The 14,067-nt window shown below is 68.3% G+C and carries 12 protein-coding genes; 9 read left to right on the top strand and 3 right to left on the bottom strand.

Annotated elements, in window-relative coordinates; all coding sequences use genetic code 11:
- Nucleotides 1-7: 7 nt before the first annotated feature.
- The 6 genes from QUD34_RS10680 (at nt 8) to QUD34_RS10655 (ending at nt 6,641) form a co-directional block, all read left to right on the top strand.
- On the top strand, nt 8-3,349 hold the full coding sequence (locus tag QUD34_RS10680; protein WP_286353687.1) for an efflux RND transporter permease subunit: 3,342 nt from the start codon (nt 8-10) through the stop codon (nt 3,347-3,349).
- Nucleotides 3,350-3,427: 78 nt separating this feature from the next.
- Nucleotides 3,428-3,691, top strand: coding sequence for a hypothetical protein (locus QUD34_RS10675; protein ID WP_286353686.1), 264 nt, complete (start codon nt 3,428-3,430; stop codon nt 3,689-3,691).
- Nucleotides 3,692-3,845: 154 nt separating this feature from the next.
- A complete protein-coding gene (locus QUD34_RS10670) occupies nt 3,846-4,082 on the top strand; it encodes a hypothetical protein (protein WP_286353685.1) in 237 nt (78 codons plus the stop codon).
- Between the two features lie 95 nt (nt 4,083-4,177).
- Complete coding sequence (locus tag QUD34_RS10665; protein ID WP_286353684.1) at nt 4,178-4,435, top strand: hypothetical protein; 258 nt, start codon at nt 4,178-4,180, stop codon at nt 4,433-4,435.
- 35 nt (nt 4,436-4,470) lie between these two features.
- A complete protein-coding gene (locus QUD34_RS10660; protein ID WP_286353683.1) occupies nt 4,471-4,713 on the top strand; it encodes a hypothetical protein in 243 nt (80 codons plus the stop codon).
- A 257-nt stretch (nt 4,714-4,970) separates the two neighbouring features.
- Complete coding sequence (locus tag QUD34_RS10655; protein ID WP_286353682.1) at nt 4,971-6,641, top strand: M4 family metallopeptidase; 1,671 nt, start codon at nt 4,971-4,973, stop codon at nt 6,639-6,641.
- A 44-nt stretch (nt 6,642-6,685) separates the two neighbouring features.
- Here the strand turns inward: QUD34_RS10655 and QUD34_RS10650 are convergent, their stop codons facing one another.
- Together QUD34_RS10650 and QUD34_RS10645 are read right to left on the bottom strand one after the other, a co-directional pair.
- Entirely contained in the window at nt 6,686-7,306 is a 621-nt protein-coding gene (locus tag QUD34_RS10650; RefSeq protein WP_286353681.1) for an NUDIX domain-containing protein, read from the bottom strand.
- Between the two features lie 172 nt (nt 7,307-7,478).
- Entirely contained in the window at nt 7,479-9,698 is a 2,220-nt protein-coding gene (locus QUD34_RS10645; RefSeq protein ID WP_286353680.1) for a RelA/SpoT family protein, read from the bottom strand.
- A 64-nt stretch (nt 9,699-9,762) separates the two neighbouring features.
- On the opposite strand from QUD34_RS10645, the gene QUD34_RS10640 reads away from it, so the two are divergent.
- Complete coding sequence (locus tag QUD34_RS10640) at nt 9,763-10,623, top strand: tRNA1(Val) (adenine(37)-N6)-methyltransferase (RefSeq protein WP_286353679.1); 861 nt, start codon at nt 9,763-9,765, stop codon at nt 10,621-10,623.
- Between the two features lie 50 nt (nt 10,624-10,673).
- Here QUD34_RS10640 and QUD34_RS10635 read toward each other — a convergent pair whose 3' ends face one another.
- A complete protein-coding gene (locus QUD34_RS10635) occupies nt 10,674-12,431 on the bottom strand; it encodes a B12-binding domain-containing radical SAM protein (RefSeq protein ID WP_286353678.1) in 1,758 nt (585 codons plus the stop codon).
- A gap of 118 nt (nt 12,432-12,549) precedes the next feature.
- Between QUD34_RS10635 and QUD34_RS10630 the strand changes: the two genes are divergently transcribed.
- Both QUD34_RS10630 and QUD34_RS10625 read left to right on the top strand, forming a co-directional pair.
- Nucleotides 12,550-13,317 (top strand): motility protein A, encoded by a 768-nt coding sequence (locus tag QUD34_RS10630; protein WP_286353677.1) that lies wholly within the window; start codon nt 12,550-12,552, stop codon nt 13,315-13,317.
- Nucleotides 13,310-13,999, top strand: a complete 690-nt coding sequence (locus QUD34_RS10625) for an OmpA/MotB family protein (protein ID WP_286353676.1) — start codon at nt 13,310-13,312, stop codon at nt 13,997-13,999. The genes QUD34_RS10630 and QUD34_RS10625 overlap by 8 nt, the downstream gene beginning before the upstream one ends.
- Nucleotides 14,000-14,067 lie beyond the last annotated feature (68 nt).

The raw sequence follows: 14,067 nt of genomic DNA, 5'->3' as shown, positions 1-14,067 counted from the left end.
GGGCGAGATGAGCGCACCTGTCGGCTACGACCCCGAACACCCGACCTTCCTCCAGCGGATCATCCGCTTTTCGGCGGAGAACCGCTGGCTGGTGATGGCCGCCTCCGTGGTGCTGATTGCCATGTCCTTCTGGACCATGCGCCACATCCCCCTGGATGCGCTGCCGGATCTCAGCGATACCCAGGTGATCGTCTACAGCAAGTGGGACCGGAGCCCCGACATCGTCGAGGACCAGGTGACCTACCCCATCGTCACCGCGCTGCTCGGAGCCCCGAAGGTGAAGGCGGTGCGGGCCCTTTCCGACTTCGGTTTCTCCTATGTCTATGTGATCTACGAGGACGGCACGGACATCTACTGGGCCCGATCCCGGACCTTGGAGTACCTCAGCAAGATCACCTCCAGCCTGCCCCCGGGCGTCACGCCGGTCATCGGTCCCGATGCGACCTCCGTGGGCTGGGTCTATCAGTACGCCCTGGTGGACCGCAGCGGGAAGCACAGCACGGATGAACTGCGATCGCTGCAGGACTGGTTCCTCCGGTATGCCATCCAGAGCACGCCCGGCGTCGCCGAAGTCGCCACCGTGGGCGGCCAGGCCCGGCAGTTCCAGGTCCAGGTCGATCCCAACAAGATGGCGGCCTACAAGATCCCCATCGAAGCCGTCATCGGCGCCGTGAAGGGGGCCAACTCGGAGGTCGGCGGGCGCCTCGTGGAATACAGCGGGCGCGAGTACATGGTCCGGGGCCGGGGCTATGTAAAGACGACCAAGGACCTTGAACAAGCGGTCCTCAAGGCGGAGAACGGCACGCCGGTGCGTCTGGGCGATGTGGCCACGGTGACCCTGGGACCCGAGATGCGCCGGGGCCTGGCGGACCTGGACGGCCAGGGGGATGTGGTCGGCGGCATCGTGGTGATGCGGCAGGGTGAGAACGCCTTGAATGTGATCGACCGCGTCAAGGCGAAGATCAACAACCTGAAGCAGGGCCTTCCAGAAGGCGTGGAAGTGGTCACGGTCTACGACCGCTCCGAGCTGATCGACAACGCCATCAAGACGGTGAAGCACAAGCTCATCGAGGAGATGATCGTCGTCTCGATCATCATCCTGATCTTCCTGTGGCACATTCCCTCGGCCATCGTGCCCATCATCACGATCCCCGTGAGCGTCGCGCTGGCCTTCATCCCGATGTACGGCATCGGCCAGAACGCCAACCTCATGAGCCTTGCCGGCATCGCCATCTCCATCGGCGTGCTGGTGGACGGGGCCATCGTGGAGGTGGAGAACGCCTACAAGAAGATCGAGAAATGGATCGAGGCGGGCAAACCGGGAAGCTTCTACCAGGTGCGGCTCGAGGCCCTGATGGAGGTCGGCCCCAGCGTCTTCTTCTCCCTCCTGGTGGTGGCGGTGAGCTTCCTGCCCATCTTCACCCTGCTGGACCAGGAAGGACGGCTCTTCAAACCCCTGGCCTTCTCCAAGAACTTCGCCATGGGCATCGCCGCGCTCCTGGCGCTGACCCTGGACCCGGCCATGCGCATGCTCTTCGCGCGGGTGGAGCCCTTCCAGTTCAAGCCCAAGTGGCTGGCCTGGACCTTCACCCAGTTTGTCGTCGGGAAGTACTACGCGGAGGAGAAGCACCCCATCAGCGTCTTCCTCCACCGGATCTACGAAGGCCCCTGCCGCTTCGTGGTGAAGCACGCCAAGGCGACCATCGCCGTGGCCGTGCTGCTGGTGCTGGCCACCATCCCGGCCTTCGTCTCCCTGGGCAGCGAGTTCATGCCGCCCCTGAACGAGGGCACGCTGCTCTACATGCCCTCCACGCTGCCGGGCCTCAGCCAGACCGAGGCCCAGCGCATCCTGCAGGTGCAGGACCGCCTCATTCGCACCGTGCCCGAGGTCGGGAGCGTCTTCGGCAAGGCGGGCCGTGCTGACACCGCCACGGATCCCGCTCCCTTCTCCATGATGGAGACGGTGATCGTCCTCAAGCCCGAGGACCAGTGGCGCGAGAAGCCCCGGTGGTTCAGCTCCTGGGCGCCGGACTTCCTGAAAGCCGCCCTCAGGCCCATCTGGCGGGATCGGATCACCGAGGAGGAGATCGTCGCCGAACTGGACCGCGTGGTGCGGCTCCCGGCCATTCCCAACGCCTGGACCATGCCCATCAAGGCGCGGCAGGACATGCTCAGCACCGGCATTCGCACCCCCATCGGCCTCAAGATCAACGGCGCCGACCTGGACACCATCCAGAAGGTCGCCGTGGAAGCGGAGCGCATCCTGTCGGGTGTCCCGGGCACCCGCAGCGCCTTCGCCGAACGCACGGCCCAGGGCTATTTCCTGGACTTCGTGCTGAAGCGGGAGCAGCTGGCCCGCTACGGGCTCAGCGTGGAGCAGGCCAACATGCTGGTGATGACCGCCATCGGCGGCGACAACCAGAGCACGGTCTACGATGGCCGGGCCCGCTACCCCGTGAATGTGCGCTACGCCCGGGACTACCGGGAGAACCCCGGTGCCCTGAACCGGGTGCTCATCCCCACGCCGGGCGGGGCCCTGATTCCCATGGAGGAGATCGCCGACCTGAAATGGGCCAACGGTCCCGCCATGATCCGCGACGAGAACGGCCAGATGAACGGCTATGTGCTCGTCGACTTCGATACCTCGAAGATCGATGTGGGCTCCTATGTCCAGCACGCCAAGGCGGCCGTGGAGAAGGAGCTCAAGCTGCCCCCGGGCTACAGCCTCACCTGGTCGGGCCAGTACGAAAACATGATCCGCGTGAAGGAACGGCTGAAGATCATCCTGCCCATCACCCTGGTGCTGATCTTCGGCCTGCTCTACGCCAACACCAAGAGCGCCTTCAAGGCCTCCGTCGTCATGCTGGCGGTGCCCTTCAGCGCCATCGGCGCCTTCTGGCTGCTCTGGGCCCTGGGCTACAACATGAGCATCGCCGTGTGGGTGGGCCTCATCGCCCTGATGGGCCTGGACGCCGAAACGGGCGTCTTCATGCTGCTGTTCCTGGACCTCAGCCATGACGAGGCCAAACGGGAAGGGCGGCTGAAGACCGATGGCGACCTGATCGAAGCCATCATCCACGGCGCCGTGAAGCGCGTCCGGCCCAAGGCCATGACGGTCTTCGCGGCCTTCATGGGTCTGCTCCCCATCATGTGGAGCACGGGCACGGGCGCCGATGTCATGAAACGCATCGCCGCGCCCATGGTGGGGGGCCTCGCCACCAGCTTCCTGCTGGAGCTGCTGGTCTATCCCGCCATCTACTACCTCTGGAAGCGCAAGGAGGTGGTGGAAGGCCCGGCCACGCCCCTCCCCGTGCCGGCCCCATCGCTCCCCGTGCCGGAACCGGCCTGACCTCCACCGCGGTGGCCCCATGCACGGCCTGGGTTCCATCCATCCTCATCCTTAGGCCGTGATCCTCAAGGAGACATCATGCTCACCCTGCTTCTGGCCCTGACCGCCACCTCCAACCCACCGGCCGCCCCCAGCCTCCGGGCTACCCCCGCCGCCGTTTGCCCGGCCCCTGGGCGCGGCTCGGATGCCGGGCGCCGGGAGACCACTGAACAGGCGCCTCAGTCCTGCTGCGACGGATGCGTGGCCACGACGGCGGGCGATTCGGCCCAAGCCCCGGGAAAGGGGACGGCTCCGAAACCCGCCGCCAGGGTCGCGCCGACCTTCACGACCTACCTGGACTGATCCCCGCGCCGCCCCTCTCCGCCCGCCTCCGCGCCTTCGCCGGACGGCGGGTGCAGATGGGAGCGGGCCCGCAGCCCTGCTCGCCCTTCACCCTTCACCCCTCTTGACCTGAGCCGATCTGATCTCGGCCAACCCGGACCTCCAAGGAGTCCCCATGCTCACCCCCCTGCTGACCCTCGCTCTGCTGGCGGCGCCCGGCGACAAGCCGGCCCCCGCCACCAACGCCACCTGCCCCGTGCTGGGCGGCAAAGTGGCGGAGAAGTCCAAGACCGTGGCCGTCCGCGGTCGCGAGTACCGCCTCTGCTGCGCCGGCTGCGACACCAAGCTGCTCAAGGACCCGGACAAGTACCTGGAGAAGGACGGCACGCCGAAGAACGCGAAGAAGAAGTAGGGACCCTCCGGGCTCCCCCCTGAACGGCGGCTCCTCCGGGAGCCGCCGCTGCGTCCGGGGAAGGGGTATGCTGGGGCATCGATCCGGGGTGGCCCATGAAAGCAGCCGTGCTCGTCCTATTCGCCGCAGGGTGGGGGCTTGGTCCTACGCTGGCTCCGCCCCGCCTGCCCGCCGTGGCCCAGCCGCTCCGCGTGGAGGCCGCCACCACGAAGCCGCTGCCCTGGTGGAATTCCGCGGAGCGGGAGCGGATCCGGTCGCTCGGCGCGCCGGTCTTCTTCGACCTGGCATCTTCCCCGGGGCGTCCCGACCTGGGGAACCCCCAGGCGCCCCAGTTCCCGAAACCGCTCTGGTGACCCGGAGCGCGTCCAACCTTCTTCCTGGAGTCTCCATGCTGCACACCGCCCTGCTCACCCTGGCCGTCCTGGCCGCTCCCGCTGCCGAGAAGGTCAAGCCGGCCACCAACACCAAGGATCCTGTCTGCAAGATGACGGTGGACGCCAAGTCCGCCACCTTCACCGTGCGGGGCCAGGCCTACCGCGTATGCAGCAAGTCCTGCGGGGCCTCGCTCCAGAAGGATCCCGACAAGTACCTGGAGAAGGATGGCTCCGTGAAGGCGGAGAAGAAGAAGTAGGTCTTCATCCTTCAGCTCCGATCCGCGGCTCCTTCGGGAGCCGTTTTCATGGGCGGGAGGGGGGCGTGGGAAGAAATGGGGAATGAACGCAATTTCATATTTCGAAAGCCGAAAAATTAACATCTCTTAACCGCGCGGAGTAGGATCGGGGCCCTAGGCTGGACCCGATCCCCCCCTGTTCATGCCCACGGCGGTTGTTTCGAGATCCGTCGGTTCCTGTTTCCCCATCCCACTTGCTCCGGAGGTGTCTTGTGCGCGTGGCGGCTTCCCTTTTCGCTCCTGCCCTTCTCTCCGCCCTCCTTCCCATGGTCCTGCTGGCGGCTCCGCCGGATCAGGTCCGCAGTGAGGCCCTCTTCCGGGAGGCGCGGGGCCACCTGGCCGCACGAGCGTTCCAGATGGGCCTCGGCCCCCAGGCCGGGTTCACCTTCAAGAACCATGTGGCCGATGCCCTCGGCGAAGACCATGTGCGGCTCCACCAGACCCACCGGGGCGTTCCGGTGTTCGAGGGGGAGGCCATCCTCCACTTCCGGAACGGCCGGGTGCGCGCGGTCACCGACGACCTGGTGCGCGGGCTGGGCCTCAGCGTGGAGCCGGCCCTGGGGCGGTCCGAGGCCCTGGCCTCGGCCCACGCCGCCCTGGCCCCGCGGGGCAGCTACGCGCACGAACCCACGGTGGAACTCGTGATCGCCGGTATCGACACCGGGGGACAGGGCCGGGCCGCCACCCGCCAGACCCTGGCCTACCATGTCCATACGGAACTCGAGAACGGCGCCCAGGAGACGAAACATACGGACTTCCTGGTGGACGCCCACACGGGCGCGGTCCTCGAGTCCTGGGACACGCTGCGGACGGCGGGCACCACCGGCACCGGCCAGTCCCAGTGGTACGGCCAGGTCTCCCTCAGCACCAACAGCACGGGCTCCGGCTACGAGCTGCGGGACACGACCCGGGGCAGCGGCGGCACTTTCGGGAACAATGTGACCACCAACCTGCTGAACAAGACCACGGGGACCGGCGCGATCTTCACCGACGGCGACGATGTCTGGGGAGATGGGCTCCAGTACGACGGCGTGGCCGGCACCGGCGCCAACGCCCAGACCGCCGGCGTGGACGGGCACCGCGGGATGCAGGCCACCTGGGACTTCTACCTGAATGCCTTCGGCCGGAACGGCATCGATGATGCGGGCAAGGCCACCTACAGCCGGATGCACTACAGCAGCCAGTACGACAACGCGTTCTGGTCCGACAGCTGCTTCTGCATGACCTACGGGGACGGCCAGGTGGGCGGCTCCGTGGGCGAGGCGGACCTGGACACCGCGGGCCACGAGATGAGCCACGGCGTCTGCGCCGCCACGGCCAACCTGGTCTACCGCAAGGAATCGGGCGGCCTCAACGAGGCCAACTCCGACATCCTCGGCACCCTGGTGGAGTTCTACACCCTGAATGGGGGCACCGGCAGCGTCATCCCCAGCACCGCCGGTCCCGGCCCCGTCACGGCGAACTACCGGCTGTTCGAAAACAGCTGGGGCCACGCCTACCCGAACAACGCCCTGCGTTGGATGTACCAGCCCAGCCTCGACGGCCGCAGCCCGGACTTCTATGACTCCCGGCTCGGGCGCCTGGATGTGCACTACAGCTCGGGGGTGGCCAACCACTTCTTCTTCCTGCTGGCCCACGGCAGCCAGGTGGACCCCCTCAGCGATGGGGTCGCCTCGCCCATGGCCAACGGCGTCACCAGCATCACGGGCATTGGCAACGACCGCGCCGGCCGCATCTGGTACCGGGCCCTCACGGCCTACATGACCAAGCGCACGGACTACGCCGGGGCCCGCGTCGCGACGCTGAACGCCGCCGCGGATCTCTTCGGCGCCAGTTCCGCGGAATACGCGACCGTGAACCAGGCCTGGCTGGCCGTGAATGTGAAGTAGGGCGGAACCCTTGGGCTCAGAGGTGGCGGCTTCCGGCCGCCGCCTCAGGGGCAGGCGTCCAGGACATCCAACCAGGCTTTCAGGATGAAGGCCGTGGCTCCCCACAGCGGAGCCTGGGGCAGCTCAAGCCGCGGCACATCGATGGCCAGGCCATGGCGCTCCAGGCGCTCGATGGTCCAGGGGGCCTTCAGGAGCGGGACCAGGGGCAGCATGAGGACCTGCTCCAGCTCCCGGTCGAGGCGCTGGAACCGGGGCTCCGGCTGCTCCCACCGGAAGAACACGGGCGTGAAGCGCACCCGGGCCTTGGCCACGCCATCGGGGAAGCAGCCCAGCTCCCACAGCCCCTCGGTCAGGCCGATCTCTTCCGCCACCTCGCGGCGGGCCGTGGCGGGCAGGTCGCGGTCCCGGGGTTCCACCATGCCGCCGGGGAAGGCGATCTCGCCGGGGTGGTGGGGGGCCCCGAAGCCGCGCTGGGCCAGCACGATCTTGCGGGCGCCGGCCGCATCGCCCCAGAGGATCACGCCCACCGCCGCCCGGCGGGGGTCCTCGGGAAAGCGGGCGCTGAGCTTGTGGGGATTCGGGCCGAGCTGAGGCCGGCGGAGGCTCTCCGCAATCCGGGGCCAGGGGATCGGGGGGGCGTCATCGGGGGGGCGCCAGGAGGTCATGCTCCGGCCCTCCCAGAAAAGACCGCCACGAAGGTCACGAAGGACTCCAAAGGGCACGAAGAGCCGCCCCGGCTCAGAGATGGAGCGTGCTGTCCACTGATGCTCTCTTCGTGACCTTCCATCTTATTCCGTGTCCTTCGTGGAGCTCCTTGATGCCTGGGATGGGAGCGGCCTACTTCACCTTCCCGAACACCGACCCCTTCACTCGCTCCACGGTGTAGACGCCGCGGATCCTGCGAAGGCCGGCCATGAGTTCCACGAGGTGGGAGCGGTCGCGCACGCGCAAGGCGATGTGGAAGAGGCCCGCGCCCTCTTCGGTGGCCGAGCCGTGGAAGCGCTGGACATTGATGCCCACCCGCTGGATGCCTTCGGAGACGGCGGCCACCATGCCCGGGCGATCCTCGGTGGTGAGGGCGATCTCGGTGTCGTAGAGCTCCGTGCCGTGCTTGCCCCAGGCCACATTCACGCGCCGCTCGGGATGCATGGTCCCCATGGTGAGCTGGGGGCAGTCGGCGCGGTGGATGGCGGTGCCGCGGGTGCGGGTGATGTAGCCCACCACCTCGTCGCCCCAGATGGGCTTGCAGCAGGCGGCCAGGGCGTAGAGGATGCCCGCGGTGTCGCCCACCACGACCGAATCCAGGAGATTCGAGGTGTTCTCCTTGGGCTTGGCGCGCTCGGGCTCGGGCACCAGAGGCTCGATGAGCTTGTGGACGGTGAGGCGGCCGAAGCCCAGGGACGCGTAGGCGGCGTCCCAGTTGGCCAGCTTCAGCTCCACGAGGCGGGCATCGAGCTTGGCCTGGGATTCGGCATCATCCAGGCGCACGCCCATGGCGCGGGCCTCGCGCTCCAGCCGCTCGCGGCCCAGGGTGATGGCGTGGGCGCGCTCCTCCTCGCGGATGAAGGCCTGGATGCGGCTCTTGGCACCCGCGGATTTCACGAAGCCCAGCCAGTCGCGGCTGGGCTTGTGATCGGGCCGGGTGAGGATCTCCACGCGGTCGCCGTTCTGGAGCGTGTGCTTGAGCGGCACCATCCGCCCGTTCACCTTGGCGCCCACGCAGCGGTGGCCCACCTGGGTGTGGATGGCGTAGGCGAAATCCACGGGGGTGCTGCCTTCCACGAGGCTGCGCAGGTCGCCCTTGGGCGTGAACACCTGGATGCGGTTGAAGGTCAGCTCGCCGCGCAGGTTGGCCACCAGGTCCCGGCTGTCCTGGGCATCCTGGTGAAGCTCGACCATGCGGCGGAGGAAGGCCACCTGATTGATCTCGGAGCGGTTGGCGATGCGGCCGTCCTTGTAGGTCCAGTGGCTGGCGATGCCGGCCTCGGCGTGCAGGTGCATTTCCTCCGTGCGGATCTGCACCTCGAAGATGTCCCCGGAGCCCATCAGCACCGTGGTGTGGATGCTCTGGTAGCCGTTCTCCTTGGGGAGGCTGATGTAGTCCTTGAACTTGCCCGGCACCGGCCGGTAGAGGCCGTGTACGAGGCCCAGGGCCGTGTAGCAGCTGGCGCGGTCGGGGCAGATGATGCGGTAGGCCAGCCAGTCGTGGATGTCGTCGAAGCCCTTGGCCTGGGCGCCCATCTTCTTCCAGATGCCATAGAGGTGCTTGATGCGGCCGGTGACCAGGGCGTTGATGCCCTGCTGGCGGAGGATGGCCTCCAGGGAACCCTGGATCTCCTGGATGGTGGCCGACAGCTTGGCGCGCCGGGACTCCACGGCGGAGCGAAGCTCGGCGTACTGCTCCGGCTCCAGCTGCCGGAAGGCCAGGTCCTCCAGCTCCAGGCGAACGAGGCCCATGCCGAGGCGGTTGGCGAGGGGGGCGTAGAGCTCCAGGGTCTCCCGCGAGATCCGGCGGCGCTTCTCCTCCTCCATCACGCCCAGGGTCTTCATGTTGTGGAGGCGGTCCGCCAGCTTCACCAGCAGCACGCGCACATCCTTGCCCATGGCCACCAGGAGCTTGCGGACATTCTCGGCGTTGAGCAGGTGCTTGTCTGTGAAGGCCAGCTTGCTCATCTTCGTGAGGCCGTCCACGATCTCGCCGATCTCATCCCCGAACTGGGCCTTGACCTGGGGCAGCGTCATCAGGGTGTCTTCCACCACATCGTGCAGCAGGCCGCAGGCCACGCTGGCCGCATCCAGCCGCCAGTCCGCCAGGCTCTGGGCCACGGCCAGGGGGTGGAAGAAGTAGGGTTCGCCGCTCTTGCGGAGCTGGGTGGCGTGCATGTCCCGGCCGATGGTGAAGGCCCGGCGGAGCAGCGCCACATCACCCTTGGGGTGGTGCTGCAGGAAGGCCGCCTTCACCCGGTCGAAGGCCCCGTCCAGGGTCAGACAGGCATCGCCTTCGCAGGCCGACCCTTCCCCCTCGCGGAGGATAGGTTCCGGGGCTTTCCCAGACACGACCATGGTTGAGTGTCGCGCAGCCGCTCTTCTGAATCCAGGCGGTTTATCCGACACTCAAGGAATGCCGCGCCCCTCCACCTCCGACGATACCCCCGCCTACAAGGGCTGGACGCGCCCTGGCCCCGTGCCGCCGGGCGGCGTGGAGGTGGAGCCCGGCGAGACGCTGGACGGTCTCAGCGGGCGCTGGCGCATCTTCCAGTTGCAGAAGGGCAACCGCTTCAGCGTGGATGACCTGGTGACCGCCTGGTACGGCACCACCTGGTGCCCCAGCCCGGGCCGCATCGCGGACCTGGGCTCGGGCATCGGCAGCGTGGCCCTCGTGGCCGCCTGGCGCTGCCCGGGCGCCGTGGTCCACACGGTGGAGGCCCAGGAGCAGAGCCTGCGCCTGGCTCTCAAGAGCATCCGCTACAACGGGCAGGAGGGCCGGATCTTCCCCCGGCTGGGGGACCTCCGCGACCCCACCCTGTTCGCGGACGAGGCTCCCTTCGACCTGATCCTGGGCACGCCGCCCTACTGGCCCGAGGGCCACCGGCTGCCCGCCGCCCACCCTCAATCCGTGCCTGCGCGCCTGGAGGTGCGCGGCAGCATCGCTGATTACGCCCAGGCCGCGGCCCGCCTCCTCGCGCCGGGCGGGCTGTTCGCCTGTGTCTTCCCGAACGATCAGCGGGACCGGGCCCTGGCGGCCCTCCGCGAGGCGGGGTTGCTGTGCCTCCACCGCCGGGAGATCGTCTTCAAGGAAGGGGAGCCCTACGGCCTGGATGTCTTCGCCGCTGCGCGCCGCCAGGATCTGCCCGAGGACTTCGAGGTCCGGGCCCAGTGCCCCGAAGTCGAAGCACCCGTCCTCATCCGCCGCGCCGACGGCAGCGTGGATCCGGCCATCGCGAGGGTGAGGCTGGCCGTGGGCTTCCCCCCGGGGCTCTGACGGGTCGAGGCTCAGGATTGAGGCTCAGGATTGGGGCTCAGGGGCGTGGTTCAGGAAGGCGGGGACGCGGCACTGGACGGGCCCAGGGCGCCCGGGGCCAGCAGCCGCTCCGCCGCGGCCCTGAACTCCTCGAAGGCCGCGAGGGCGCTGCCCTTGATGTCGGGGTTGAGGCGGTTGCAGCGCGCCCGGGCCCGTTCCACCAGCCGCGCCCGGCGGGATTTCCAGGCCGCGAGGCTTCGGGCATTGCCCGCCAGGGCCTGCCGCAGGCGATCCTCCAGGTCCTGGCGGGAGCGGCCCAACCGCTCCTTGAACCGCTCCAGTTCCAGCAGGTTCCGGGTGATGAGGATGAAGTGGTGCCCCTTCACGGCCATGGTCACGATCTCGGCCGCCATGAGGGGTCGCAGGGAGAAGGCCCGCAGCAGGTAGGCCCAGTAGGCGACGGCGTACCGGGAGAAGGTCTGCCGGATGAGGGAATGGACGAAGGCCCGCAGCTCCGGCAGCCGGACCCTGCGGCAGGAGGCCCGCCGGCGCTTCATCCGGCGAAGCAGGCCCAGGCAGCGGGCGAAGTAGCGGCTGGGGCGGTACACATCCTCAAGCACCCGCTTGTAGCCCGCGCGCAGCGCGTGCACATCCATGTGGGGCACGAAATTCAGCTCGAGGTCGTGGGTGTTGTTCCCCCCGACCGATTGGGTGAGGATGCGTCCTTCCGAGGTCAGGCGGGCATGCAGCCGGGTCTGGGGCAGCGCCGTCAGGAGGCCCACCATGGCCGTGGGGATGGCCGCTTCGCCGATGAAGCGGATCTGGCGATCGAAGATGTCCTCCCGGTCCCCGTCGAAGCCCACGATGAAGCCGCCCGACACCTCCAGTCCCCGGGCCTGGATGGCCCGGACGCTGGCCAGGAGGTCGGATCGGCTGTTCTGCCGCTTCCCGATGGCATCGAGGGTGGCCTGGTCGGGCGTCTCGATGCCGACGAACACCATGTTGAAGCCCGCCTGCACCATCTCGTCCATCAGGGGCTCGTCCGCCGCGAGATCGAGGCTGGCTTCCGTGTAGAGGGAAAAGGGGTACCGCCGCTGCGCCTGCCAGCGGGCCAGCTCGGGCAGGAGGCGGCGGACTTCGCTGCGATTGCCGATGAAGTTGTCGTCCACCACGAACAGGGATCCCCGCCAGCCGCCCTCGAACAGCAGGTCCAGCTCCGTCAGGAACTGGGCGGGGGACTTGGTTCGGGGCCGGTGGCCGAAGAGCTCGACGATGTCGCAGAATTCGCAGTGGTGGGGGCATCCGCGGGAATACTGCAGGGCCGCCCCGGCGTAGCGTTTCCGGTTCAGGAGGTCGAACCGGGGGGCGGGCGTACGGGCGAGGTCGGGATGCGCCCGGTCGCCGTAGCAGCCCTTCGCGCAGCCGCGCGCGAAGTTCTCCAGGAAGGGCGGGAGGTTGACCTCCGCCTCGCCGAGGATGAAATGGTCCACGCCGGCGATCTGATCTCGGCAGCTGGTCGGGTAGGGGCCCCCGGCCACCACCGGCCGGCCCACCTCCCGGCAGAGGGCGATCACCCGCTCGAGGGAGGGGCGCTGGACGAGCATGGAGGAGGTGAGGACTAGGTCCGAGGCCTCGACAGCCTGGCGCGTGATCGGCTCCACATTCAGGTCGAGCAGCCTCAGCTCCCAGTCCGGGGGGAGCATGGCGGCCACCGTGAGCAGGCCCAGGGGCGGCAGGGCGGCCTTGCGGCCCAGGAAGGGGAGGGCGTAGCGCATGCTCCAGTAGGTCGGCGGCATTTCCGGGTAGACCAACAGCGCTCTGATGCCCAAGGGACCCCCTTTTTGGGGACGACAGTCCCAAGGGTAGGTCCGCCCCCGGTTCACGGCCACGGCCCATTTCTAGGATTTGCGGCCTTCCCTCCCGATAATGGGGTTTGAGGTCGAAACCATGGATCGAGGAAGTTTTCTGGGCGTGCTGCTGGGGTTCGCGCTGCTGGCTGTGGCCATCGGGCTGGGTCCCAATCCGCGGATCTTCTTCCACCCGGCCAGCGCCATCGTGGTGGTGGGCGGGGTGATCGCCGCGACGCTGATCCGCTTCACCCTCGAGCATGTGAGCTACGCGTTTTCCATCGCCTCGCGGGCCTTCTTCACCCGGACTCCGGGGACGGAGGATCTGGTGGGCCAGATCGTGGGCCTCTCGCAGCGGGCGCGGCGCGAAGGCCTGCTGAACATGGAAAAGAACATGGATGTGGAAGGCTTCCTGGCCAAGGGCCTCCGCATGGTGGTGGACCGGGCCGAACGGAGCCACATCCAGGCCGTGCTGGCCCAGGAACTGCGGGCCACCCAGGAGCGGCACCACCAGGGGCAGGAGATCTTCCGCTTCATCGCCCTCAGTGCCCCCTCCTTCGGCATGGTGGGCACGCTCATCGGCATGGTGCAGCTCTTCGCCGGCATCAAGGACCCCTCGAACATCGGTGGGGCCATGGCGCTGTCGCTGCTGTCCACGCTCTACGGCGCCATCATCGCCTACCTGCTGGCCATTCCCATCGCCGGGAAGCTGGAACTGCGCAGCAAGGAAGAGCTGCAGCTCAAGCAGATCATGATGGAGGGCGTGCTGGGGATCGAGGCGGAGATGCACCCCACGGTCCTCGAAGCCCAGCTGAATGCCTTCCTGGCGCCGAAGGAACGGAACGCCGATCGGCGGTCGCGTGGGTAACCAGGCTCCGGTCCGCTTCGCGCGCCGCAAAGCGGACTTGGAATCGCTCTGGCTGGTGACTTTCGCGGATCTGATGATCCAGCTGATGGCCTTCTTCGCGCTGCTCTATTCGTTTTCGGTCCACGACCAGGTCAAGCTCCAGCAGGCCGTCACCTCCATCCAGAAGGCGCTGGGCGTCCAGAACCCCGCCGGGGCCCCCTCGGCCGGGGATGGGATCCTCCCCGGGTCCACGGGACTGGATCCTTCCAAGGCCGCGGATCTGGAGAAGCTCCTCAGCGCCGTCCAGGCCACTGAGGGGCCGGATGTGGGTAGCCGCCTGCGCTTCGTGACCTTCCGGGGGGCCCTGATCTTCGACGAGGGGAGCGCCACGCTGACGGCGGGCAGTGATGTGCTGCTGGTGCGACTGTCCGAGCTGGCCACGCGCTACCAGGGCTTCACGCTGGTCTGCGAGGGGCATGCGGCGCCGCGCGAACGCGGCCGTGGCGGGGCCGATGCCCTGGAGCTCAGCTCGCAGCGGGCCCTCGTGGCCCAGCGCTACCTGGCCGGACTGGGGCTCCCCCCCGCCCGGCTGACCTCCGAGGCCCGGGGCGACAGCCAGCCCGAGGGCGATGGGGGGACGCCCGAGGGCCGCGCCCTCCAGCGTCGCGTGGTCTTCCGGTTCCAGCGGGTGGCCGAGCGCTGACTGGGCGCTGACGGACAGGGCCCGGATTCCCCTCTATCCTGGATCCAGGCCGGTTCCTCGGCCGCCCT

Origin of the sequence: Geothrix oryzae, assembly GCF_030295385.1 — a bacterium.
GTDB lineage: Bacteria > Acidobacteriota > Holophagae > Holophagales > Holophagaceae > Geothrix > Geothrix oryzae.
Note: the sequence above shows the minus strand (reverse complement) of the source record. Positions and strands in the feature narration are given on the sequence as shown.